Source organism: Jeotgalicoccus psychrophilus DSM 19085 (genome assembly GCF_000425845.1).
GTDB lineage: Bacteria > Bacillota > Bacilli > Staphylococcales > Salinicoccaceae > Jeotgalicoccus > Jeotgalicoccus psychrophilus.
The window spans coordinates 1-24,013 of sequence record NZ_AUEF01000009.1 but is presented as its reverse complement, the minus strand read 5'-3'; the positions used below and the strand labels follow the sequence as shown (position 1 = coordinate 24,013).

General features: G+C 43.1%; 23 protein-coding genes. 20 read left to right on the top strand and 3 right to left on the bottom strand.

Annotated elements, in window-relative coordinates:
* Positions 1-71: 71 nt before the first annotated feature.
* From H625_RS12545 to H625_RS13195, 5 genes are all read left to right on the top strand, one after another.
* A complete protein-coding gene (locus H625_RS12545) occupies positions 72-908 on the top strand; it encodes an AEC family transporter (RefSeq protein ID WP_245573098.1) in 837 nt (278 codons plus the stop codon).
* Positions 909-1,015: 107 nt separating this feature from the next.
* A complete protein-coding gene (locus H625_RS0104540) occupies positions 1,016-2,194 on the top strand; it encodes a M20 metallopeptidase family protein (RefSeq protein WP_026858864.1) in 1,179 nt (392 codons plus the stop codon).
* A gap of 214 nt (positions 2,195-2,408) precedes the next feature.
* Complete coding sequence (locus H625_RS0104535) at positions 2,409-2,942, top strand: thioredoxin domain-containing protein (RefSeq protein WP_026858863.1); 534 nt, start codon at positions 2,409-2,411, stop codon at positions 2,940-2,942.
* A 57-nt stretch (positions 2,943-2,999) separates the two neighbouring features.
* A complete protein-coding gene (locus H625_RS0104530) occupies positions 3,000-3,272 on the top strand; it encodes a YciI family protein (RefSeq protein ID WP_026858862.1) in 273 nt (90 codons plus the stop codon).
* An 18-nt stretch (positions 3,273-3,290) separates the two neighbouring features.
* Positions 3,291-4,631 (top strand): anthrax toxin lethal factor-related metalloendopeptidase, encoded by a 1,341-nt coding sequence (locus H625_RS13195; protein ID WP_051238969.1) that lies wholly within the window; start codon positions 3,291-3,293, stop codon positions 4,629-4,631.
* Positions 4,632-4,822: 191 nt separating this feature from the next.
* Here the strand turns inward: H625_RS13195 and H625_RS0104520 are convergent, their stop codons facing one another.
* Positions 4,823-5,974, bottom strand: coding sequence for an aminotransferase class I/II-fold pyridoxal phosphate-dependent enzyme (locus tag H625_RS0104520; RefSeq protein WP_026858861.1), 1,152 nt, complete (start codon positions 5,972-5,974; stop codon positions 4,823-4,825).
* Positions 5,975-6,107: 133 nt separating this feature from the next.
* On the opposite strand from H625_RS0104520, the gene H625_RS0104515 reads away from it, so the two are divergent.
* From H625_RS0104515 to H625_RS0104495, 5 genes are read left to right on the top strand one after another with little or no spacing between them, the layout of a single operon-like run.
* Entirely contained in the window at positions 6,108-7,115 is a 1,008-nt protein-coding gene (locus H625_RS0104515; protein WP_245573097.1) for a DctP family TRAP transporter solute-binding subunit, read from the top strand.
* A gap of 1 nt (position 7,116) precedes the next feature.
* Complete coding sequence (locus tag H625_RS0104510; protein WP_051238980.1) at positions 7,117-7,578, top strand: TRAP transporter small permease; 462 nt, start codon at positions 7,117-7,119, stop codon at positions 7,576-7,578.
* Positions 7,578-8,861, top strand: coding sequence for a TRAP transporter large permease (locus tag H625_RS0104505; protein WP_026858858.1), 1,284 nt, complete (start codon positions 7,578-7,580; stop codon positions 8,859-8,861). The genes H625_RS0104510 and H625_RS0104505 overlap by 1 nt, the downstream gene beginning before the upstream one ends.
* A 13-nt stretch (positions 8,862-8,874) precedes the next feature.
* Positions 8,875-9,210 (top strand): cupin domain-containing protein, encoded by a 336-nt coding sequence (locus tag H625_RS0104500; protein ID WP_026858857.1) that lies wholly within the window; start codon positions 8,875-8,877, stop codon positions 9,208-9,210.
* Between the two features lie 55 nt (positions 9,211-9,265).
* The gene (locus H625_RS0104495; protein WP_026858856.1) at positions 9,266-10,006 is read left to right on the top strand and encodes a 2-keto-4-pentenoate hydratase; all 741 of its coding nucleotides are present in this window, start codon (positions 9,266-9,268) and stop codon (positions 10,004-10,006) included.
* Between the two features lie 37 nt (positions 10,007-10,043).
* Here H625_RS0104495 and pdxS read toward each other — a convergent pair whose 3' ends face one another.
* Entirely contained in the window at positions 10,044-10,898 is an 855-nt protein-coding gene (pdxS, locus tag H625_RS0104490; RefSeq protein WP_035785178.1) for a pyridoxal 5'-phosphate synthase lyase subunit PdxS, read from the bottom strand.
* A gap of 94 nt (positions 10,899-10,992) precedes the next feature.
* On the opposite strand from pdxS, the gene pdxR reads away from it, so the two are divergent.
* Positions 10,993-12,321 carry a MocR-like pyridoxine biosynthesis transcription factor PdxR gene (pdxR, locus tag H625_RS0104485; protein WP_026858854.1) on the top strand — a complete coding sequence of 443 codons (1,329 nt, stop codon included), beginning with the start codon at positions 10,993-10,995 and terminating at the stop codon, positions 12,319-12,321.
* 360 nt (positions 12,322-12,681) lie between these two features.
* On the opposite strand, the gene H625_RS0104480 is transcribed toward pdxR, so the two are convergent.
* A complete protein-coding gene (locus H625_RS0104480; protein ID WP_026858853.1) occupies positions 12,682-13,761 on the bottom strand; it encodes a branched-chain amino acid aminotransferase in 1,080 nt (359 codons plus the stop codon).
* A gap of 211 nt (positions 13,762-13,972) precedes the next feature.
* Between H625_RS0104480 and H625_RS0104475 the strand changes: the two genes are divergently transcribed.
* The 9 genes from H625_RS0104475 (at position 13,973) to H625_RS0104435 (ending at position 23,962) form a co-directional block, all read left to right on the top strand.
* Positions 13,973-15,076 carry an NADH-dependent flavin oxidoreductase gene (locus H625_RS0104475; protein WP_026858852.1) on the top strand — a complete coding sequence of 368 codons (1,104 nt, stop codon included), beginning with the start codon at positions 13,973-13,975 and terminating at the stop codon, positions 15,074-15,076.
* A gap of 150 nt (positions 15,077-15,226) precedes the next feature.
* Entirely contained in the window at positions 15,227-16,750 is a 1,524-nt protein-coding gene (locus H625_RS0104470) for an AbgT family transporter (RefSeq protein WP_026858851.1), read from the top strand.
* Positions 16,751-16,839: 89 nt separating this feature from the next.
* On the top strand, positions 16,840-18,009 hold the full coding sequence (locus H625_RS0104465) for a M20 metallopeptidase family protein (RefSeq protein ID WP_051238968.1): 1,170 nt from the start codon (positions 16,840-16,842) through the stop codon (positions 18,007-18,009).
* A 119-nt stretch (positions 18,010-18,128) separates the two neighbouring features.
* Positions 18,129-18,428: a metal-sensing transcriptional repressor gene (locus H625_RS0104460; protein WP_425402150.1), complete on the top strand. Its 300-nt coding sequence runs from the start codon at positions 18,129-18,131 to the stop codon at positions 18,426-18,428.
* A gap of 18 nt (positions 18,429-18,446) precedes the next feature.
* Positions 18,447-20,831: a heavy metal translocating P-type ATPase gene (locus tag H625_RS0104455; protein WP_026858848.1), complete on the top strand. Its 2,385-nt coding sequence runs from the start codon at positions 18,447-18,449 to the stop codon at positions 20,829-20,831.
* Between the two features lie 43 nt (positions 20,832-20,874).
* Positions 20,875-21,081 carry a copper chaperone CopZ gene (gene copZ, locus H625_RS0104450; RefSeq protein WP_026858847.1) on the top strand — a complete coding sequence of 69 codons (207 nt, stop codon included), beginning with the start codon at positions 20,875-20,877 and terminating at the stop codon, positions 21,079-21,081.
* A gap of 142 nt (positions 21,082-21,223) precedes the next feature.
* Positions 21,224-22,462, top strand: coding sequence for a hemolysin family protein (locus H625_RS0104445; RefSeq protein WP_342664936.1), 1,239 nt, complete (start codon positions 21,224-21,226; stop codon positions 22,460-22,462).
* Between the two features lie 10 nt (positions 22,463-22,472).
* Complete coding sequence (locus tag H625_RS0104440) at positions 22,473-23,333, top strand: metallophosphoesterase (RefSeq protein WP_026858845.1); 861 nt, start codon at positions 22,473-22,475, stop codon at positions 23,331-23,333.
* Positions 23,330-23,962 (top strand): LysE family translocator, encoded by a 633-nt coding sequence (locus H625_RS0104435; protein WP_026858844.1) that lies wholly within the window; start codon positions 23,330-23,332, stop codon positions 23,960-23,962. The genes H625_RS0104440 and H625_RS0104435 overlap by 4 nt, the downstream gene beginning before the upstream one ends.
* The last annotated feature ends 51 nt before the right edge of the window (positions 23,963-24,013 follow it).

The following is a 24,013-nucleotide window of genomic DNA, read 5'->3' as shown; positions in this document are numbered from 1 at the left end:
TCATTATTAATGATTGTCGTGCCTGTATTCCTGGTTTTGTGATTGGCTTTACCGCACAAAAACTTTTGAAAATGGACATTAAATCTGTGTCATCCGTCTCGCTTTACATATTATTTCCCGCACTGGCCTTTACGACATTTTATACGAATCCGCTGGACGGGGAATTTTTATATGCGCTGCTGTTCTCGGTAATTTTAATGCTGATTTTAACAGCAATTACTATAGTGATTGCGAGATTTCTAAAATACGGCAGAGCGGAAATCGGTGCGATGCTGCTTGGCGTGCTGTTTCCAAACAGCGGAAACTACGGTGCACCGGTCGTCCTGTTTGCGATAAATGCCGCGGCATTTGATTATGCAATTATGCTGACAGTTATTCATACATTTATTATCAGCACGGTTGGAATCTTTATAGCATCGTACGGCAACGGTGCAGCAATTACCGTGCGTGAAGGTCTAAGGAGCGTTATGCGTGTACCCGTAATATATGCAGTAGTCATTGCGATTGTACTGCAGCTGATAAACTTCGAAATCCCGCCGGCATTTATGGAAATTATTGAAATGCTCGGTGCGGCATCGATTCCAATCGTCATGCTGATATTAGGTATGCAGCTCGCTGAAATGAAAATGGGTCACAGTAGAATCACTGAAGTTACAGGGCTTGTGACAATGCGTATGGTTGTGTCGCCCGTCATTGCAATGGTACTGACTTTATTCATGCCGATTGACGATACGTTTAAACTGGTCTTTATCATACTGAACGCGATGCCGGTCGCAGCGAATGCAACGATGATTGCTGCGGCATATAATACGAAACCGGACACCGTCTCCCTTGGGGCTTTTATCACCACGCTGTTAAGCCTGATAGCTCTGCCAGTCTGGCTCTTCGTTCTTGGAATTGGTGTATAGGCGTAAATCTAACTGTTCTTTTTAATAGATTATTCAGACTATTGATTGACATGATTATTCGCCTAAGGTAGGTTTAAATCAAATTAATATTAAAGGGGATGCAGTATTTGAGTAATCATACTAGTTTACCTTACGCAGAAGAATTAAAAGATAAAATCATCGAATGGCGCAGACATTTGCATAGGCACCCGGAATTATCATTTGAAGAATACAAAACAGCGGAATTTGTAAAAGAAAAACTGGAGAAACTCAATTTTGAAATTGAGTACCCGGTAGCGAAAACAGGATTGGTTGCGACGTTAAAAGGAAAAACGGAAGGGCCGACGGTGGCTCTGCGTGCCGATATGGATGCTCTGCCGATTCAGGAAGAAGGCGAGACAGAATATAAATCAACCGTGGACGGTGTGGGTCATCTCTGTGGTCATGATGCTCACACAGCGATACTGCTCGGAGCTGCTCATATCATCAGTGAAAATCCGCCGGAACGCGGTAACATCAAGCTCTTGTTTCAGCCGGCGGAAGAAGGGTACGGCGGAGCTGATGTTATGGTGCAGGAAGGCGCTTTGAAAAATCCCGATGTGGATGCTGTAGCGGGACTGCATGTCCATCCGACGATTAAAAGCGGGGAAACTTCAATTACAGAAGGATTTGCGACAGCATGTACAGATTCTTTCGATATTAAAATTATCGGTAAAGGCGGGCACGCGGCGCACCCTCATTTATCAATTGATCCGATAGCGATATCCTCAACAGTCATTGCGTCTCTGCAGCAGATTGTCAGCAGAAATATTGATCCGCTTGAAAATATTGTGCTTACGATAGGGAAAATTGAAGGGGGCTTTGCAAGAAATGTCATTGCGCCTGAAGTCACACTGGAAGGAACAGTCCGCTTGTTAAATCCTGAACTCCGTCCGAAGGTGAAAGAAACAATGCATGAATACTTAAACGGTATCACGAGCGGGATGGGGGCGTCATATGAGCTGGAATACACATACGGCTATCCGTCAGTATTTAATGATCCGGCCTTAATTCCGACACTCAGAACAACAGTCGATAAAATACTCGGAGAAGGACAGCTGCTCGATGTTAATCCGAGCATGGGCGGCGAAGATTTCTCTTTCTTTGCACGTGAAGTCCCCGGCGTATTCTTCAGACTGGGGACAAATGGCGGTGAAGATACCGCGTATCCGAACCACCACCCGAAATTCAATGTAGATGAAGATGCGCTGCATTACGGGGCGGCGATACTCACCCAGTTTGCTTATGATTATTTAGATGCAAATTAAAAATGCTGAATTTTCTGAAAACATATTGACATTGATAATGAAGTAATGATATTTTAGAAGATAATTAAATTTGCTTAGCTGTTTTAAAATATATAACCCCTTAACAGGCACTTTCCGCCCGGGAAAGTGTCTGTTCTCTTTTATTAATGAGATTGCGCAGCAGTGAATTTGGGTATGTTTAGTACTAAGCGAAATAAAAATTGGGGGAGTTTTTGTGAAGAACAGATATACTGCTGATATAGAATACTTAACAGTGGGGCTCGAGAACGCATCGATTGAAGTGGAAGCTTTTGTGAATCTTGGGTGTCCGTACAGTGCGAAGTTTTTTGAAATTGCATCTGAAGTGATTAAACCGTATACAGACAGCGGTCACGTGAAATTTGTAGTTAAGCATGTAGACCGGACGAAGGAGCAGCTGCTCCGCGGAACTGTTGCTAATAACTATGTCGACCACGATGATCCAGTAGAAGGTTTTGCCGCAATGAAGAAATTATTCCAGACCCAGGAATCTTGGGTGAAGAGTTTCAGAAAAACACTCGAAATGTGTGAAGATACATTGGGGCTACCTGAAAAAACTGCGGCGTATGAACGCGGTGCGGCAGTGCTCGAAGATTTTAATGAACGCGGACTGAAGATTGTTCCGACAGTATTTATAAATGGCGAGCACCTGACTGCTTATAAACCGGCAGAGCAGAGTAAAGAAGAAATCAGCAAAATCTTAACAGAGCGTATAGAGTCACTGAAATAGGCTGGAGTTTCCAGTCTGTTTTCATTTAGTGTATATTACTGGTAAGGAGATGAAGTGATGAAGTATTTCGCAGTATTATTATCGATGAAAGATGAAGAATTATCACGTGTACATAGACCGGAGCATCTGGACTTTCTGACACGTCAAAGAGATGCGGGCACGGTGCTGATGAACGGGCGCTTCACCGATGGTTCAGGCGGTCTTATTATTTACCGTGCTGAAGATGAGGCGTCAGCGGTTTCACTCGCAGAGCAGGATCCCTACATTTCGCTGGGTGCGAGAGATTATAAAATTCAGGAATGGGATATGGAAACGAATTACGAGTTCTAAAAGTTCGGAGTGATAGTGATGAGGGCAGCTAGGAGAGTTACGTTATTTACACTGGTAATATTATTGTTTTGGGTACCAAATGCTAATGCACAGGAAGCAATCAACCCGTATTTGCAAAATATGGTTGATGTTCGTGCATCATCTGACGAAAGCTGGCAAGAAGCACAGCGGATGATTAGCCGTATGAATAATGTAGAAAACCAAATTTTATATCAGACTAATAACAACGGTGCTGTATTTATTCTTGCGGATACACCGATTACTGAACAGCCGGAATTTGCACATTTAAAAGGAGTAGTACCGAGAGGCCATACAAACTCCTGGGATGACATACCTGGGGCAGGCGGTCATGTGTCGATGGCACGGATCGGCTACAGTGAATACGGCAGAGGACATTCGACGATTAATCTGGAACTCCATGAATACGGACATGTCGTCGATTCATTTACGGTCGGTGTGCAGGTCAGTGAGACTGAGGAGTTCAGAGCAATTCATGCTGCTGAGGTGGATCAGCTGATGAACAGCAATTCGCAGCGTGAGTATTACGATATGGTCGGCGAATATTTCGGTGAAACATTCGCGATGTATTACTACACAGCGGAATCGCGTGCAGAATTGGCGGAGAAAGCGCCGAGAACTCATGCATTCTTCGATGACTTTAACCACCGGATTTTATCAACCGGAGAAGTTACAGGAAACACTGCGACGATGTATTGGGATGCGCACGAAGATGCAGTGGAATACGAAATGTTCCGTAACGGTGAATCTGTCGGAACAACAGCAGGCAGCAGTTTCATAATAGAAGGATTAAATACAGATACGACTTATGACTTTCATATTGTAGCGAAAAACGCCAGCGGCGAAGAACTGTATAAATCATATACACGTTCAGCGCTGACAGGCAGTATACCGGATGCCGATACATCGGCACTTGAAGCGACAATTGCAGAAGTGGAAGCAGCGTATACTGACCGTGAAATGGGAGAAACATTAACCCGTGCACTGGCCAACTCGAAAAGTTATATCGCCAGCGATGAAAACCTGAAGCAGGCTGAAGTCGATAATTTAAACAGCAATCTGGAAGAGAAATGGGAAGCCGATGAAACGGCGCAGCGTGAAGCGGAAGAACAGCGCCTGCGTGAAGAACAGGAAGCCCGTGAAGAAGCAGAGAGAAAAGCTGAAGAAGAAAGAATAGCCGCTGAAGAACAGGCAGCGCTTGAAGCGGCAGAACGTGAAAAAGCTGCTGAAGAAGCTAGAAAACAGGAACTGCAGGATAAGATAATTAAAATAGCAATTGGAGCAGGGATTATCCTTGCTGCGGTTATTGCCGTAATTGTTTACAGGAAGAGAAAAGCATAAGAAATGAGGCAGGGCAGACTCCTTAATGGGAATCTGTCCTGTTTTTATTAGGTGGCTGAAATCCCACGGCGGCGCGCAAAGTATGATTCTGTGCCACCGAGAACTGACGGTGGCACGCTCCTCAGATATAATCCCAAATACCCATCAAAAAAGGTTCGCCGGAAATTTTCCGGCGAACCTTTTTCTGTTTATTAACTCAAGTCTTTCACAAATGCTTCCAGTCTGTTCATGCCTTCTTCCAATGTTTCAATCGTGCTCGCGAAAGATATTCGGATGTGGCCGGCACCGTGCTCTGAAAACGAAGATCCCGGGACGACTGCCATATGTTTTTCTTTTAATAATGCTGTAGCGAAGTCCCAGTCGTCCATTCCCGTAAATGCGATATTCGGAAATATATAAAATGCGCCGCCCGGTTTTTCTACGGTACACCCCATCTTAATGAGTCGTTCGTAAACGTAGTCCCGGCGTTTTAAGTATGCTTCATTCATTACTTTAGGGAAGTCTTTGGCATTCGTTAACGCTTCAAGTGCCGCGTACTGGCTTGGTACTGCTGCACAGATTGAGTTATTTAAATGTACTTTTAATATTTCATCGCTTAAGTGTCTGGGTGATAATGTATAGCCGACTCTCCAGCCTGTCATCGAATGTGATTTAGATACGCCGTGAATCAGTATTGTTTTATCGCGTATATTTTCCATGCTGCCAAACGAAATATGTTTATTTTCATAAACATTTTCGCTGTATATTTCATCGCTGATAAGGAATAAGTCCTTAGTGCTTATGTAATTGGCGATATCCTTCACATCTTTTTCCGATAAAGATGCGCCCGTCGGGTTCGATGGGTAGTTTAAGAGCACAGCTTTAGTGCTATTAGTAACTAGAGCATCTAATTTCTCAATATTCGGAACAAATTCTGTATCGCTGACATCAAGGTATTTAACAACACCGCCGTTCAGTTTAATCAGCGATTCATATGCAGGATAGGCAGGTGCCGTAATAATCACTTCATCACCATCTGTTAATATCGTACGGAGTACTGAGTCCAATGCCTCACTTGCGCCGTTCGTAATAACCACTTCGTCGGCAGTGTAGTGAGCGTTATACTTATCTGCAAAAAATTCTGCAGCGGCCTGGCGAAGTTCAACGATACCTGCGTTTAATGAATAGCCGGTTTTATTATTATTGATTGCTGTGATTGCCGCATTCTTTACGCTGTCGGGTGTCGGGAAGTCAGGCTGTCCGATTGTTAAATTGACACCGTCTTCAAACAGCTGAACCTGATTTGAAAATACTCTGATACCGGGGATGGATAATGCTGTTGCACGCGGATTTAATTCTGGCATTTATTTCACTCCTATAATGAACTATTCTTTCTATTATAGAATTTTCAGTTAATAAAAAGCAAATTGAATTCATATTTGTATAATATTGCATTTTAACTTATAATTATAAGGAAAATAACAAAGGGGAGCTGATGTGGGTTTGAAAAAACATATATTATTAATCGGTATTTTATCGTTTTTATTATTACTCAGTGCATGCAGCAATGAAGATGAAAGTGTGACCTTGCAACTTGGACACGCCTTGCCGCCGGATACAAATCAGGCAATTAAAATTAATGAAATGGCCGAAGCTGTTGAAAGGGAGACCGACGGCAGAGTGAAATTTGAAATTTACCCGAACTCACAGCTCGGCAGTGAAACTGAAATGCTGCAGCAGGTTGATGTCGGTGCAATGCACGGACTTGCAGTGATGGTCGGTTCGATGCAGACGATGGATATGAGGCTCGCGATTGAAGACCTGCCTTATATGTGGCCGGACGAACATGCGGCACGTGATGCATATGATGGTGAATTTGGAGATTACATAGCAGATATTGCAGGGGAGTACGGCATGCACACGGCGGGATATTTGGAATGGGGCTTCCGTCACGTGACGAATAATGAAGGACCGGTCGTCGAACCGGAAGATTTACAGGGGATGAATATCAGGGTTGCTGAAACTGCACTTCGTGTCGATACGTTTGAACAGGTCGGTGCGCTCCCTACAGTAATGGCGTTCAGTGAAGTGTACGGTGCGCTGCAGCAGGGCGCGCTCGATGCACAGGAAAACCCGCTCGCGAACATCGTTGCACCTCGTTTTAATGAAGTGCAGGATTATCTATCATTGACCGGACATTTCTATAACACTGTGATGGTTGTGTTCGACGGTGAAACGTGGGAGAAAATCAATCCCGAGGATCAGCAGATAATTACCGATGAAATCGATAAAATTTCTAAAGAAATTCAGGATGCAAACGATGATACAGAATCGGAGCATATAAAATACCTTACTGAGAACGGTATGGAAGTTAACGATGATGTGAATAAAGAAGCATTCAGAGAAGCGATGCTGCCTGTTTACGAGCAGTGGGAAGAGGACGTGTTCGGTGAAGAAATGATGAATATGTACCGCAGGAATTCCGGATGGGAGGATGATGAGTAATATGACGAAAGCATTAGTAAAGGTTTTATATATTGCGTGTGCAGTTGTTATTGCTCTGCTCACATTAATTGTTCTGACGCAGGTCATATCGAGATTTTTTGATTATTCAATGCCAGGGACTGAAGAGCTTTCCCGTTTGTTAGTTGTCTGGATGACGTTCCTCGGAATGAGCGTTGCTGTTTATGAACGGGGACACCTCGCGGTTAACTTTTTTGTTAAACGTGCGAGTGATAAGGTGCGTCCTTATTTATACTTAATGGTCAATATGCTGCTCGGACTGTTTTTCCTGGTCCTGACAGTATACGGTTTTGTATTCTCTTATCAGTCGCTTGATTTTACATCGTCGACGCTGCAATTGCCGATGACTGTATTTTATCTCGCGATACCGGTCAGCAGTTTACTATCGCTTTACTTCTTAATATTAAATGCCTGGAAACCTCAAGAAGAAAGTGAGGCGGTTTAATGCTCGCAATCAGTATGCTTATATTATTCTTTCTGCTCCTGTTCTTAGGAATGCCAATCGCATTTGTTATCGGGATTGTCGGACTTGTCATGCTGCTCGCTGGCGGCGTGCCGCTCGAAATTATTATTCAGCGGAGCTTTGCCGGTGTTAATAACTTTTCATATTTAGCGATTCCGTTATTTATACTGGCAGGGGACATTATGGGAAAAGGCGGCCTCACGAAACGCTTAATGGCATTTGCGAATGCTTTCGTCGGCAAGCTGTCAGGCGGGACGGCAATTACGACTGTTGTGACCTCAGCGCTGTTCGGAGCGGTTTCGGGCTCCACAGTCGCAACGACTTACGCAGTTGGTTCCGTACTGGTGCCGAGATTGAAAGAAGAGAAATACTCTAATTCGTTTATCGCGAGCATTATTGGACCAGCGGGGGTACTTGGGCTGATTATCCCGCCGAGTATTACGATGGTTATTTTAGGTATTACAGCAAATATTTCAATCGGCGATCTATTCTTCGCAGGTATTATACCGGGGGTGCTGCTGGCGCTCGCACTATGTATTTACGTCTGGTATATGAGTAAGAAAAAAGGATTCGGTGATATACGGACAGAAAAAATTACAGGGAAAGAATTATGGAAAGTTACGAAATCCGCATTCTTCCCGCTTTTAACACCGATATTTATTTTAGGCAGCATCTTTTCAGGCTATGCAACAGCAACTGAAGCGGCTGTAATCGCAGTGGTGTATGGCTTTATTTTATCGCTGTTTTACAGAGAACTGAACTGGGCTAAAGTTAAAGATATTATGTCAGGTTCTGCGGTAACATCTGCAACGATTCTAATTATTATTTCGATGGCGAACGTCTTTACATACGTACTGACTGTGAATCATATTCCCGATGCAGTATCAGGATTCTTCCTGAACTTCGCGGATTCACCGCTTGTATTCCTATTAGCCGTATCTCTGATACTATTAATATTAGGAATGCTGACAGAGGTGACATCACTGATTGTTCTGTTAACACCGATCTTTATGCCAATTGCGATGGAATTCGGTATTGATCCGATTCACTTCGGCATGGTTATGATTATGAACTTTGCACTAGCGAACATTACACCGCCGGTTGGACTGTCATTGATTGCCGGGGCATCTGTAACCGATAAAAAGATGGGAATCGAAGAAACACTCCCGTACATCCTGCACGTGTTATTTATTGTAGCGATTATGGTGGTACTGATTATATTCGTGCCGTCAATCTCAACATTCCTGCCAAACTTACTTAAATAAAGGAGCGGATTAAATGATTATCAATCCACAAGAGACTATTGAATTAAAAAACAGATTTGACGGCAGGGGCAGCATTTTTTCGACATCTTATATTAAAGAAGGGGATTTTGAAGGTATTCGCAAAGTGCTGGAAATTGAACTTGAACCGCATGCATCAATCGGCTATCACCAGCATATAGATGAGGGCGAAATCTATCATATAATAGAAGGAAAAGGTGAATTCCAGGATTCGGATGGTACATTTAAATCTGTAACGAAAGGTGATTGCTGCATCATTACTTCAGGTCAGTCGCACGGTTTAGTAAACACTGAAGATACACCGCTTAAAATAGTCGCAATTATATTTTAGAATTGAGTGAATATTATGATATATTTATTGTATTGTAATATTCAGGAGGGGTAGCATGAATGATGCACAGAAATTATATGATGCAAGATTAAAAAGAACTAATTTAAGGCCGGGACAGGATATCACAACTGATACTGTTGAAGCGGCATATGAAATTCAAGATGAAATTTTAAATATGCAGAATGAATCTGCAGCAGGCTATAAAATCAGTATGACGAGTCCTGAGACTCAAAGACTGTTTGACAGCAGTGAACCGGTCTTTGGTCCATTTACTGAAAGCCAGATTATTTCTGAAATGAGTTTAGCAGATTATAATATTCCTTTGGCAGAGCTCGAGCTTGTGTTTTATGTGAATGAAACGCTGAGTTTAGAAGATGACGCTGAAAATATATTATCGAAATGTACAGTGGCACCGGCACTTGAACTGCCGGACGGCAGATATGATGACTGGTTTCCGAATATTTCAAAATACGAAGTCGTTGCAGACTGTGCCGTTGCCGGTGCAATTGTCATCGGGGAAGCTAAATCAGCGAGCTATGATGAGCTAGATAATATTACCGGAACACTTAATTTCAACGGGGAAGAACTTAAAAGCGGACAGTCGGGCGAAGTGATGGGACATCCTGTAAACGCAATGAAATGGCTGATTGAAAAACTGGGCAGCCAGGGCAAACAGCTTGAGGTGGGACAATTTGTTTCGTCAGGTACATTCATTCTGCCGGTGAAACTGGAAGTTGGAAAGTATGAAGGTATTTTTGAAGGATTCGGCAGTGTTGAAATAGAAATAAAAAAATAAGCTTCCCTTTGGGGAGCTTATTTTTGACCGATTCACGTTACCAGCCGCGTTCTGCCATGCGCTCTTCAAGTGATAGACCGTGAACATCAAGGCCTCTCATCGCACTGCCGAGTTCCTTAGACAGTTCACCGATTAATTTATAATCTGTATAGTTTTCTGTTGCTTTAACGATTGCTTTTGCGAATTTTTCAGGGTTTTCCGATTTGAAAATACCTGAGCCGACGAAGACGCCGTCTGCACCGAGTTCCATCATTAATGCTGCATCCTGAGGTGTTGCAACGCCGCCTGCTGCGAAATTCGTTACAGGCAGTTTGCCTTCTGCTTTAATCTGTTTAAGAACATCGTACGGAGCGCCTAAATCTTTCGCTGCAGTCATTAATTCATCATCACTCATCACGCTGATTTGTTTGACCTGCTGATTGACTAAACGAATGTGACGGACTGCTTCAACGATATTTCCTGTACCAGGTTCGCCTTTTGTACGCAGCATTGATGCACCTTCACCGATACGTCTTGCAGCTTCCCCTAAATCTTTACAGCCGCAGACGAAGGGTGCTTTGTAGTCATCTTTTTTAAGATGGTATTCTTCATCAGCCGGTGTCAGCACTTCCGACTCATCTATGTAGTCGACACCCATTGATTCCAAGACGCGCGCTTCAACGATGTGTCCGATACGGCATTTCGCCATAACCGGTATTGATACTGCATTAATTACTTCTTCAATAATTGTCGGATCACACGCACGGGCTACGCCGCCTTCTGCACGAATGTCCGATGGTACACGTTCCAAGGCCATTACTGCAACTGCCCCTGCTGCCTCCGCGATTTTTGCTTGCTCCGCGTTAACAACGTCCATTATGACGCCGCCTTTTAATTCTTCTGCCAATCCCATATTTATCCCTCTTCCTTCTTAATTTAATATCAGTTTAAAATATAATGTGATATTCTATAAGTGTCAGAATACATAAAAAATTAGGGGTCAGATTATGTTTATCAATCTCGATAAAGAAAACACTATACCGTTATATGAACAGCTGTACCAGGATATTAAGAAGAAGATTTTAAACGGACACCTGGCTGGAGAGACGAAATTGCCGAGTAAAAGACAGCTGAGTGCGGATCTTGCAATCAGCATGACAACGATTGAGCGGGCGTACAATCTGCTGGTTGATGAAAATATGATTTATACGAAAGAAAAAAGTGGTCACTTTGTTGTGCCGACAGAAACCCTCCGTACGCAGGATAAAAAACTTTCGGCCATTCGTTTGCCTAAATTAAGTGAATCTGTACTGCCGCTCGGAAAAGTGGATACGTCGATTGTCCAGAACGATGTCATCAGACAGCTGAGTGCTGCAGTGTTTTCGGATATATCATTGTTAAATAGCGGAAATAAAAGCGGTGAAGCTGAACTGAAAGAAGCCATTCGTGAATATTTATATGTAAACCGGGGTGTGCAATGCAGCGCGGAACAGATATTTATCGGGCCTTCAACAGAGCATTTGCTTGAACAGGTATTTTATCTGCTGGATTATCCGAAAGTGACATTGGAAGATCCGGGTTATCCAACGGTCAAGAATGTGCTGGAGAGATTAAAAATACCTTATGACACGGCACCAGTGGAGTTTGATGGAATTAATATTGAAACAGTAAAACAGCTGAATAATAAGTTGACGCACATTACACCGTCACATCAGTTCCCGAGCGGCGCGGTAATGTCTTTGAACAAACGAATCAGATTGTTAAATGCGATGAGTGAGCGGAACGGTTATTTAATAGAAGACGATTACGACAGTGAATTCCGTTATACAGGACGTCCGTTGTCCTCTCTGCAGGGTCTGGATCATAATGACCGAACAATATATATGAATACATTTTCGAAATCAATATATCCATCATTGAGAGTTGCTGTGATGATACTGCCGCCGGAACTGGCTGAGAAATATTATGAGAGCGGCTTGTCATGCAACGTTTCAAGACAGATGCAGCATATCGTCGCGCGATTTATTGATGATGGTTATTTAGTCAGGCATATAAACCGGGTCCGGAAATTTTACGGAGATAAGATGGAGAAAATCGTTGCAGAATTGGGGAGCCGTTATCCAGACATTGAAATCAGCGGAGAACATACGGGCATGCACTTTGTCCTTAAGGTACCCGGAGCTGATCTGCGGAGTGAGGCAGAAAAACATAAAATTATTTGTATGTCTGCATATTCATTGGAAGAAAACTTTAATGATACAGTGCTGGTCGGAATAGGCGGGAAGAGTGCAGATGAGATTGTCGGAATTCTGGATGGATTTTTAGAAGAAGTTTAAAATAGAGTTCTAGGATACACATGAGACCCAATCACGCCAGTTCTGGGAGTCTGGGATACACATGAGACCCGATCACGCCAGTTCTGGAAGTCTGGGATACACATGAGACCCAATCACGCCAGTCCACACCAGCAGCTTACTAATCAATAACCGAAGAAAACAAAAAAAGCACAAAAACTAAGATTTCTGTGCAGATAAAACCACTATTACATTGAAGTATAACCGCCGTTTACGTTTAAAACTGTTCCGGTCAAGTAAGTTAATAAATCTGAAGCTAGCCATGCATTTGCTTGTGCAGCTCCTGGAGCTACTGAGTTAAAACGGACCGGCTCAAAGAGCCGATCCGTTATTTAAATTATATTATTTCACCGTCGATGTTACCTGATGCACCCAGCCGTACTTGTCTTCAAGTTCACATGTCTGAATGCCTGTCAGGTTATCGTAGAGTTTCTGTGTCACTTCACCGATTTCATTGCCGTTAATTCTGTAGTCCGTGCCGTGGATATTCATAATGCCGACGGGAGCGATTACAGCAGCAGTGCCTGCACCGAATACCTCAGTGACAGAGCCATCTTTGATTCCTTCTTCTATATCTTTAATATGAATGCGTTCTTCATTTACTGTATAGCCCATACCGCTTGCGAGTTCAATCAGAGATTTTCTAGTAATACCCGGTAAGATTGAGCCGTTTAATTCAGGTGTCAGTAATTCTCCGTTTCTTACGAAGAAAATATTCATGCTGCCGACTTCTTCCACATATTCCTGATGCACACCGTCAAGCCATAATACCTGCTCGTAGCCGAGGTCAGCCGCTTTTTGCTGAGCGTGAAGGCTGGCAGCGTAGTTACCGCCGAATTTCACTTCACCGACACCGCCACGTACTGCACGCACGTAGCTGTCTTCAACGAAAATACTTGTCGGATTAAGCTGCGCGCCGTAATATCCCGCCACCGGTGACAGTACAATCAGCATCTTATAATTTTTAGCCGGACGTACACCGAGATAAGGTTCGTTGGCGAATACAAACGGGCGTACATATAAAGCCTGGCCTTCGCCACCCGGTACCCAATCTTGTTCCAGTTTCAGAAGTTCGGTTAAGGCAAGGAGTGCAAATTCTTCATCGATTCTCGGCATAGACAGACGTTCAAGCGAACGGTTTAGCCGTTTAAAGTTTTCATCCGGTCTGAATAAAGTGACATCACCATCTACATTATATGCTTTTAGTCCCTCAAATACGGTTTGTCCGTAATGCAGCGCCTGTGCGCTGGGTGATACTTCGATAGGCGCGTATGGAATAATAGACGCATCATGCCATCCAAGTTCTGCCGAGTAGTCCATTGAAAACATGTGGTCTGTAAAGTAACTTCCGAAAGGAATACCCGCCACTTCAGGTTTTTCTTTTAAATTTCGTGCTTTAGTTATTTGAAGTTGCTGTGTCATACATTGGGTCCCCCTAAATTGTCTCTATCAAATTTGAAAATTGTTATCATTGTATCAGCTGGGAAATAAAAAGGCAATATATTATCAGATAATTTAGAATTTAATTTAAACTTACAATTCATACTAAAGTAATATGTTATTTTAGTAGGATAACATGTAGAATGAGTATATATAAAATATGTTTTATCAGCAGAAGATAGGAGAATTTATAATGACTAAAAATATATTCGATAAAGTTCAATTATCATCCGGACAGACATTTGAAAACCGACTGGTCATGGCGCCGATGACAACGCAGTGCTCTTATCATGACGGTTCGGTTACCGATGAGCTGGTTCAATATTATTCACTCCGCGCAGGCGGGCCGGCAGCAGTTATCGTAGAAAGTACTTTTATCGACAATTACGGGCGTGCATTCGAAGGCGCACTTGGTGCTGATACAGACGATAAAATCCCAGGTCTGAAAAAGCTCGCAGCAGGCATTAAAAATAAAGGGTCGAAAGCGATTATTCAGCTTTATCATGCAGGGCGCATGGGCACACCTGAACTGAATAAAGGCCGTCAGCCGATTTCAGCGAGCAATATTGCAGCGCTGCGTGATAATGCTGCAGAACCCCGCACGCTTGAAGTGGAAGAAATTGAAGAGCTGATTCAGCTGTTTGCTGATGCCTCACGCCGTGCGATTGAAGCGGGCTTCGACGGTGTGGAACTGCACGGTGCGAATACATATCTGCTGCAGCAGTTTTACTCACCGCATTCAAACAGACGCGATGATGAGTGGGGCGGATCCAGAGAGAACAGACTGCGCTTTCCGAGAAGAGTTACTGAAAAAGTGCGCGAAACTGCAGTGAAATTAAATAAACCGGACTTTATAATCGGCTACCGTTTCTCTCCTGAGGAACTGGAAGAACCGGGTATTAATTTTGAAGATACGATGTATCTGTTAAATCATCTGGCGGACTACACGATAGATTATTTCCATTTCAGTATAAATAACTGGCAGCGGACATCAATTATCGACACGGAAGACGAGCAGCTGCTTTTAGAAAAATATCTGGATAATGCTGGTGATAAGCTGAAAGAAATTCCTATAATGGGTGCGGGGGGGATAAAATCTGTCGAAGATGCAGAGGAAGCAATTGGCAGCGGCTTTGATTTAATGAGTGTCGGCAAAGCCCATTTAATTAACCCGGACTTTGTTGACCATTTAAAAAATAATGAATTACCCAAGTCACTGTTAGCTGAAGGCGACGATGAAAAACTGACAATCCCCGCACCGCTGTGGAATATTCTCGGGTTTTTAAAAGAAAAATAAATATATAAAATTTTATCAGATAATTCACAAACCTTTGCAGTATTTCTGCAAAGGTTTGTTTTTATTTAGACAGAAGTATAGTAAAATCGTTTTTATAAGTCTTTGTGAAAAGGCTTACTGACAAAAATACATAAAAGGGGATGTCATCTTTTGGAAAATGAAAAAAAGAAAAAAGGAATAGGACAGTCCTTTTTGGACATTATTGAAAAACTGGGTAATAAACTCCCGGATCCGATAGTATTATTCATGCTTATCGCAGCATTAATACTTGTCGCTTCATGGATTGCCGGCATGCTCGGTGTATCCGTTAAAAATCCTGCTGATGGGGAAACGATTGAAGCTGTAAACTTATTATCCGGCGAAGGCCTAGTAATGATACTTACTGAAGCGATAAGTAATTTCGGCGCGTTCCCGCCGCTTGCGATGGTGCTTGTCGTTATGATCGGTATCGGTATCGCTGAGAAAACAGGATACTTTGAAGCACTGATGAAACGTTCATTGGAAATCACACCGACGTTTTTAATTATTCCGATGGTAATTTTTGTAGGGATTATCAGTAACGTTGCTGGTGATGCGGGGCCGGTAATTCTGCCGCCAATCGCAGCAATGATATTTATACGTCTCGGATTAAATCCGATCGGCGGAATATTCATGGCATATGCAGCGACGAACGGTGCATTTGCTGCAAACTTTATATTGGGTATGACAGATGCATTGGCAGTAGCATTTACTGAACCGGCAGCACAGTTAGTCAATCCGGATTATACCGGAAATATTGCAATGAACTATTACTTTATTGCTGTATCAGCAATATTTTTAATGATGATTATTTACTTTGTAGCGAAGAAAATTTCAATTCCCCGTTTAGGAAAATACGATGGTCCTCCTGTTGATGAGGAGCCTTTATCTAAAAAAGAAAAATCATCATTACTGTGGGCTAATATATCAGCACTTATTACCGTAGCTATCATTGCGGTGGCAACACTGCTGCCTGACGGAATACTCCGTAATGCTGAGACAGGTTCAATACTTCGGGAATCACCGCTGATGGACTCGGCAGTACTTCTGATTACAATATTATTCTTTGTACCAGGTTTAGTATTTGGTATGTTAATGAAAAATATTGACGGCACTAAAGGTTTTGCAAAAATGCTCGGCGATTCAATGGGGTCAATGGGACAGTACATAGTACTCGTGTTCTTTGCCGCCCAAATGCTGGCATATTTCGACTGGAGTAATCTGGGCCCAATTTTAGCTGTATCCGGTTCAGATTTACTGGAGACAATTAACCTGACAGGTATTCCGCTGTTTATCGGCTTTATTCTTGTCGTTGCGCTCATTAACCTGCTGATTGGTTCGGCCAGTGCCAAGTGGGCGATTCTTGCACCGGTATTTATACCGATGTTTATGTTCCTCGGCTATGACCCGGCATTTACGCAGATGCTTTACAGAGTCGGTGACTCGGTAACGAACCCGATTGCGCCGATGATGCCGTTCCTGCCGCTGATTATTATGTACGCACAGCGTTATCAGAAAGACATTAAGCTCGGTACAGTGATTGCGAACTTACTGCCGTATTCAATTGCGCTTCTGATTACTTGGTCAGCATTTATTATTATCTGGTACCTGATCGGCCTGCCTGTCGGTCCAAATGGTCCAATTTACCTGCCATAGTAAAATAATGATATACTATATTTAAATTATCAGAAGACTTCGATAAATATCGGGGTCTTTGATTTTAAAACAGGGAGATGAATGATTTTATGATAGATGATGCAATTAAAAAAGTTGAACCGAAAGTAATTGAATGGCGACGTGCGATGCACAGACATCCTGAACTTTCATTTGAAGAGTACTGGACAAGCGAATATATTGAAACGGCTTTAAAAGGAATGAACGGTATTGAAATAAGCCGGCCGACAGAAACGAGCGTGCTGGGTATTATTAAAGGTGATCATCCGGGACGTAAAGTGGGTCTGCGCGGGGACATTGATGCGCTGCCGATTCAGGAAGACCGCGACGACCTGGATTTCGTCTCTGAAATTGACGGCGTAATGCACGCATGCGGGCATGATTCACATGCTGCAATGCTGCTCGGTGCGGCACAGGTGCTGGCCGATAATAAAGATAAAATTCACGGCGAAATTTATCTTATATTCCAGCACGCGGAAGAACTGCCGCCGGGTGGAGCACAGGAAATGGTCGCAACGGGTCTGTTCGATGATCTGGATGTTGTGTTTGCACAGCATATTATGACGTCCAAACCGCTTGGTGAAATTCATATTAAATCCGGTGCAGTGACTGCGAACTCTGACCAGTTTGAAGTAACGATCAATGGTCAGGGCGGGCATGCGTCACAGCCGGAAAACTCAGTTGATCCGCTCTTAATCGGTTCCCGTATCGTTACACAGCTGCAGGATATCGTATCTCGTTTAGCCGGACCGATGGATAATTTAGTGATTTCTGTGACGAACTTTAATGCTGGAACTGGTGCTAAAAACGTTATTCCGCATACTGCGAAACTTAGCGCGAGTGTCCGTTCAGCAAGTGCTGAAATCAGAGCACTTGCCAAAGAGAAAATTGAAGCGGTAATAAAAGCGAACTGTGAAATTTACGGTGCGACGTACGATCTGAACTACGAGTACGGCTATGCAGCAGTAATGAATGACGAAGCTGAAACTGCACGAGTCAGACAGACATTAAATGAAGTATTCGGTGACGACAGAGTCATTGAACAGGAAATGATGATGGGCGGCGAAGACTTCGGCGCATTCACTGAGAACCTGCCGGGGGTATATATTCTTCTCGGAACTTATAATGAAGAGAAAGATTATATCTACCCGCATCACCACCCTAAATTTGCAATTGATGAAGACGCATTTATCGACGGGGTCCGTGCACATGTCAATGTTGCACTCGGATTAGGTCAATAGAAGCAATAACTTCAGCCGGCTGTCCAGATAACAGACAGCCGGTTTTTTCAACACTTGACTAATACCCTATGGGGGTATATAATAAAAGTAATGAAAGATAAAAATGAGAGTGGGTGTAAATGATGGAAGACGTAAAACATATGTCGAGACCGCGTCCGGATGATGAGAAGCAGAAAATCTTAAATCGTCTTAAACGCGTGGAAGGACAGGTGCGCGGCATTCAGACGATGGTCGAGGAAGATCGTTACTGCATTGATATTTTAGTACAGATCAGCGCAATTCAAAGTGCCTTAAAAAATACGGGAATTACGATAACAGAACGCCACATGAAGCATTGTGTGACCGATGCGATAAATTCAGGTGACGGAGAAGCCTCAATTGAAGAATTAATGGCTGTGCTCAAACAATTTTCTAAATAGGGAAAGGGGGATTTATCCATGACAGAAAAAGAACGTGTTAATTTAAATATCAGCGGCATGACATGTGCAGCGTGTTCAAACAGAATAGAAAAAATACTGAACAAAATGGACGGTGTCGATGCGAGCGTGAATTTAACGACTGAAAAAGCAAGTGTCGATTACGAAAAAGACAAAGCTTCAGTTGAAGATATCACGAAACGCATCGAAGATATCGGCTACGGTGTACTGTACGAGAAAAGTGATTTGGACATTACAGGCATGACATGTGCTGCGTGTTCAAACAGAATAGAGAAAGTGCTCAATAAAACAGATGGTGTAAAATCAGCTACAGTTAACTTAACGACGGAAAATGCGACGATTGAATATAATCCCGGAGTCATTGACGAGCGTGAAATTATCGGCCGTATCGGCAATCTCGGCTACGGTGCAGAACCGAAAAAATCAGCTGAAGATAAAATTTCACATAAGGATTCAGAACTTAAAAAGATGAAGTGGAAAGTGATTATAGCATCATTATTATCACTGCCTCTCTTAGTTACAATGCTCGATCATTTATTCGGTATGAGCCTGCCGGCAATCTTTATGAACCCCTGGTTCCAGCTGGCCTTCGCGACACCGGTCCAGTTTATACTCGGCTGGCAGTTCTATGTCGGGGCATATAAAAATTTAAAAAACTTTACAGCGAATATGGATGTACTCGTTGTTATGGGGACAACAGCAGCATACGGTTTCAGTTTATATCAGACGTATTTATGGATGACAGGTGCAGTCGAACATCCGCATCTGTACTTTGAAACCAGTGCCATTATTATTACACTGATTTTATTCGGTAAATATTTAGAAACAAGAGCGAAATCCCAAACGACCGGCGCGATTTCAAAACTGCTCGATATGCAGGCGAAAGAAGCGCGTGTTGTGCGTGACGGAATAGAGTCTATGGTTCCGGTTGAAGACGTTAAAGTAAACGATGTGCTTATCGTTAAGCCGGGTGAGAAATTCCCGCTGGACGGCGAGCTGGTCCGCGGACGGACGTCAGTTGATGAATCAATGCTGACGGGCGAATCAATTCCGGTAGAAAAAGAAATAGGTGATTCGGTAATCGGCGCGACGATGAACCAGAACGGTACAGTGAATTTAAAAGTAACAAAAACAGGGAAAGATACTGCCCTTGCGGGTATTATCAAAGTTGTTGAAGAGGCACAGGGGAATAAGGCGCCGATTCAGCGGATGGCTGATATTATTTCAGGCTACTTTGTGCCGATAGTTATTGTTATAGCCCTGATGACATTTATCGTGTGGTATTTCTTCGCCTCACCGGGTAATCTCGAACCTGCTCTCGTTGCAGCGATTTCAGTGCTCGTTATCGCGTGTCCATGTGCGCTTGGTCTTGCAACCCCGACATCGATTATGGTCGGTACAGGTAAAGGTGCTGAAAACGGTATTCTTTATAAAGGCGGCGAGCATTTAGAGAAAACACATAAAGTCGACGTTGTTGTACTCGATAAAACCGGGACAATTACGAACGGAACACCGGAGGTAACGGATTTCTCAGGTGATGACGAGGCACTGCGTCTTCTCGCGAGTGCAGAAAAAGGATCAGAGCACCCGCTGGCATCAGCGATTACGGCTTATGCAGCTGAGAATAATATTGAACTTGCTGAAGCGGCCGATTTTTCAGCTATACCCGGACATGGTATCCGTGCGGTTATTGACGGACATGAGGTGCTGGTCGGTACACGGAAGCTGATGAAGGATGAAAATATAGATATTTCTTCAATAGAAGAAGATATGAAGCAGTTTGAATATGAAGGCAAGACAGCAATGATTGTCGCTGCTGACGGTAAACTGCGCGGAACTGTTGCAGTCCTTGATACAGTTAAAAAGACAGCGAAACAGGCTGTTAAAGAAATGCACGAGCAGGGACTTGAAGTAATTATGCTGACAGGTGATAACGTGAGAACAGCAGAAGCAATTGGGCGTGAAGTCGGCATTGATCAAGTCATTGCAGAAGTACTGCCCGAACAAAAGGCGGAAGAAATCCGTAAGATTCAGGAGACAGGAAAAGTTGTTGCAATGGTCGGAGACGGCGTCAATGATGCACCGGCACTGGCACTTGCAGATGTTGGTATCGCAATGGGAACAGGAACTGAAGTAGCGATTGAAGCGGCTGACCTGACTATTTTAGGTGAAGATTTAACGCTGATACCAAGAGCAATTAACTTAAGCCACAAAACAATTAAAAATATTAAGCAGAACTTGTTCTGGGCATTTCTGTACAACACGCTCGGGATTCCAATTGCTGCACTCGGATTTTTAGCACCATGGGTAGCGGGCGCTGCGATGGCGTTTAGTTCTGTGAGTGTTGTAGCAAACGCATTACGTTTAAAACGTGTTAAAATATAGGTATATAAGAGTATAAATAAAATTATAACGGAGGATGAATATTATGGCTAAAACAGTAATCGATGTAGAAGGCATGACTTGCGGACACTGCAAATCATCAGTAGAAGGGGCGCTTCACAATCTGGACGGTGTTTCTACAGCAGCCGTTAATTTAGAAGAGAACAATGTCACTGTGGAATACAATGATACAATTGTCGACCGCGGAAAAATGACTGAAGCAATTGAAGATCAGGGTTACGATGTAAAATAGCAGAACAAAGGTAGTTTTAATCATAGGAATCATCCGCGTAAATCAGCGGATGATTCTTTGTTTATGTAAATTTAAATCAGATAATGATAGAATGTTCTATAAGATTATAAAAAATATAAGGGGGATACCACGCTTGATATTTGTGGTTATATTTTTACTGTTCATGTCACTGTTCTTTTCAGGCAGTGAAACTGCATTAACTGCAGTGAACAAGCTTAAATTACAATCGAAAGCGGCAGGGGGCGATCAGAAAGCCCAAAAGCTGTATGATTTGGTCAGCAAACCAAGTCAGTTCATTACAACGATACTGATTGGTAATAATATTGCGAACTTAATCGTACCGGTACTTGTGACGTCGATGGCAATTCAGTACGGCTGGAGTGTGACAATCGCATCAGTTGTACTGACGGTGACGATTATTATTTTCGCAGAGGTTATTCCAAAATCAATTGCTGCTGCATTTCCAGAACGTATATCGCATTTGGTCAGACCGGTTATATCTTTTTTGAATGTCGTACTCTATCCGCTGACATTCCTGCTTAACTCATTGACGGACGTGATAACGCGTTTCTTATCAAAAGGAGCTCAGCCTAGTTGGACAGTGTCACGCGAAGAAATTGTTAATCTCGTGCAGATTGCGAATAGTGAAGGTGCCCTCGAAGGTGCAGAATCTCAACGTCTGAGAGGGATTTTGGATTTTAGGGATTTAAACGTAAAAGACGTTATGACAACACCGCGTACAGAAATGGTCGCGATACATGTTGACGACAGTTTTGAAATGGTGAGAGACAGAATTATCGACGAAATGCATACGAGATATCCGGTATACGATGAAGATCTGGATAATATCGTAGGTATGTTCCACTCAAAATATTTGTTGCAGTGGTCGCTCGATCCACAACAGCCTCTGATGAATTTCTGCGACGACGATCCATTTACGATAAGAGAGTTCCAGAATGTTGAGGATGTGCTGCGCCGAATGAGCAAGCAGCGCCGCCACATGGCCATCGTACTCGACGAGTACGGCGGGACAGAAGGAATTCTGACGCATGAAGATATTATTGAAACGATGCTTGGTTTTGAAATCGAAGATGAAACAGATCTTAAAAATGATTCAGTAGTCCGTGCATTCAGCGACGATAAAATTCTCTGCGACGGGAAAATTACGCTGCACCGTCTGAATCAGCTGTTTGAAACGGAGATTCCGCAAGAAGAGGATACGCTGTCAGGATTCCTGCTGTCTGTGTTTGAGGAAGTTCCGGCAGAAAACGATATTACGCATCTCGATAATCTGGAATTCAAAATAATGGAGATGGAAGATAATATGATCCGTCTCGTAAAAATTACAAAATTAGATGCTGAGCTGATGCAGGGAAAATGAGGCGTGAACGATGAAAATATTAAATAAGTTAAAGGTGAGCCATGTTATTCCTAGTTTCATAATCGCCTCGGCCCGTTTTTTATGGACCGAAGATAAACATATCGTAACGACGCATTATACGTACCGTTCAAAAAAGCTTCCGAAGAGTTTTGATGGTTATAAAATCGTCCAGGTGTCGGATTTTCACAATGCTTATTTGGGACGCCGTTCGAAAAATCTGCTGAAAGCGGTCGAAGAAGCGAAACCTGATGCGATTGTTATCACGGGTGATATTGTGGACCGCCGGACGCCGAATTTAAAACGTGCAGCGGTTTTAATCGAAAAAATTACTGGAATTGGACAGACATTTTATGTGACGGGCAATCATGAAGCGCATTATAAGCATTTTAATAAGCTCTATGATGTAATCGGCAGGTCTGAGGTCCGTAATATTACGAAATACAGTGCTGAGCTCGAGCGTAACGGCGAGAAGATTAATATTGCCGGTATTAATGACGTCTGGTTTTTTGGTGATGAAGGAAATCCTAAAACGTACCGTAATTTCCAAAATGAGCTTCGAGATAAAGTGAGCGGACTGCCTCACGGTTTTACAGTGCTGCTTGCGCACCGGCCGGAGCTGTTGTCGATATACAGTAAAAACAATGTAGATATTGTTTTTTGTGGTCACGCACATGGCGGGCAGATTCGTCTGCCGGTAGTGAAGGGTTTGTATGCGCCGCATCAGGGTGTGAATCCTAAGTATACACAAGGTATGCATGAACAGAACGGCACAACGATGGTGGTAAGCCGCGGTCTCGGCAACAGCCGTTTTCCGTTCAGAGTGTTTAATCATCCGGAAGTTGTTGTCGTTGAATTGAGGGCTGAAGCATGAATGAAATAGTGTCATACATACTGGTCGTAACAGTGCTGACGATAATGCCAGGTGCTGATTCGATGATTGTAATGAAGAATACGATGATGTATCAAAAATCTGCGGGGCGTATGACAGTGCTTGGCATACTGGCTGGCCACTTTTTGTGGATTGTCGTGTCGATTCTTGGTCTTGCCGTTATTATTACGAATTCTCCGGCCTTATTTAATATTATTAAATATATGGGTGCGGCGTATTTAATCTATATCGGTGTGAAAAGCTTTATGGCGACGACTCTTGTATCGGCGTCATCGCTCGATCATGCGGAAGATAAAAATCCGAAATCGAACGGTCTGCGCTCATCTTATATGAACGGCTTTATAAGCAATATACTGAACCCTAAAGTACTCATATTCTATATTACGATTCTGCCGCAGTTCGTCATGCAGGATGCGGAAATATCCGGAGTAATACAGTTGATTATTTTAGCTCTCATTATGCTGGTTATATCGATGACCTGGTTCCTGCTTGTCGTTGAAACCGTCAGCTATATGAAACGCTGGCTGCATAAACCGGGCTTCCAGAGTGCCCTTGCAAAAGGTGCCGGAATTATCATCATTCTGTTTGGTATCCGTACGGCGCTGTCGTAGGTTTTGCCGGGAAAGTCGTTTGCTCCGCAATGAGCGGCTGTCATTCCCGAG

Coding starts and splice junctions, on each gene's coding strand:
- H625_RS0104440 (WP_026858845.1), top strand. CDS start 22,473: ATGAAAATATTAAATAAGTTAAAGGTGAGCCATGTTATTCCTAGTTTC.
- copZ (WP_026858847.1), top strand. CDS start 20,875: ATGGCTAAAACAGTAATCGATGTAGAAGGCATGACTTGCGGACACTGC.
- pdxS (WP_035785178.1), bottom strand. CDS start 10,898: ATGGGATTGGCAGAAGAATTAAAAGGCGGCGTCATAATGGACGTTGTT.
- pdxR (WP_026858854.1), top strand. CDS start 10,993: ATGTTTATCAATCTCGATAAAGAAAACACTATACCGTTATATGAACAG.
- H625_RS0104505 (WP_026858858.1), top strand. CDS start 7,578: ATGCTCGCAATCAGTATGCTTATATTATTCTTTCTGCTCCTGTTCTTA.
- H625_RS0104465 (WP_051238968.1), top strand. CDS start 16,840: ATGATAGATGATGCAATTAAAAAAGTTGAACCGAAAGTAATTGAATGG.
- H625_RS0104480 (WP_026858853.1), bottom strand. CDS start 13,761: ATGACACAGCAACTTCAAATAACTAAAGCACGAAATTTAAAAGAAAAA.
- H625_RS0104530 (WP_026858862.1), top strand. CDS start 3,000: ATGAAGTATTTCGCAGTATTATTATCGATGAAAGATGAAGAATTATCA.
- H625_RS0104435 (WP_026858844.1), top strand. CDS start 23,330: ATGAATGAAATAGTGTCATACATACTGGTCGTAACAGTGCTGACGATA.
- H625_RS0104460 (WP_425402150.1), top strand. CDS start 18,129: ATGATGGAAGACGTAAAACATATGTCGAGACCGCGTCCGGATGATGAG.
- H625_RS12545 (WP_245573098.1), top strand. CDS start 72: ATGGACATTAAATCTGTGTCATCCGTCTCGCTTTACATATTATTTCCC.
- H625_RS0104510 (WP_051238980.1), top strand. CDS start 7,117: ATGACGAAAGCATTAGTAAAGGTTTTATATATTGCGTGTGCAGTTGTT.
- H625_RS0104495 (WP_026858856.1), top strand. CDS start 9,266: ATGAATGATGCACAGAAATTATATGATGCAAGATTAAAAAGAACTAAT.
- H625_RS0104475 (WP_026858852.1), top strand. CDS start 13,973: ATGACTAAAAATATATTCGATAAAGTTCAATTATCATCCGGACAGACA.
- H625_RS0104455 (WP_026858848.1), top strand. CDS start 18,447: ATGACAGAAAAAGAACGTGTTAATTTAAATATCAGCGGCATGACATGT.
- H625_RS13195 (WP_051238969.1), top strand. CDS start 3,291: ATGAGGGCAGCTAGGAGAGTTACGTTATTTACACTGGTAATATTATTG.
- H625_RS0104520 (WP_026858861.1), bottom strand. CDS start 5,974: ATGCCAGAATTAAATCCGCGTGCAACAGCATTATCCATCCCCGGTATC.
- H625_RS0104500 (WP_026858857.1), top strand. CDS start 8,875: ATGATTATCAATCCACAAGAGACTATTGAATTAAAAAACAGATTTGAC.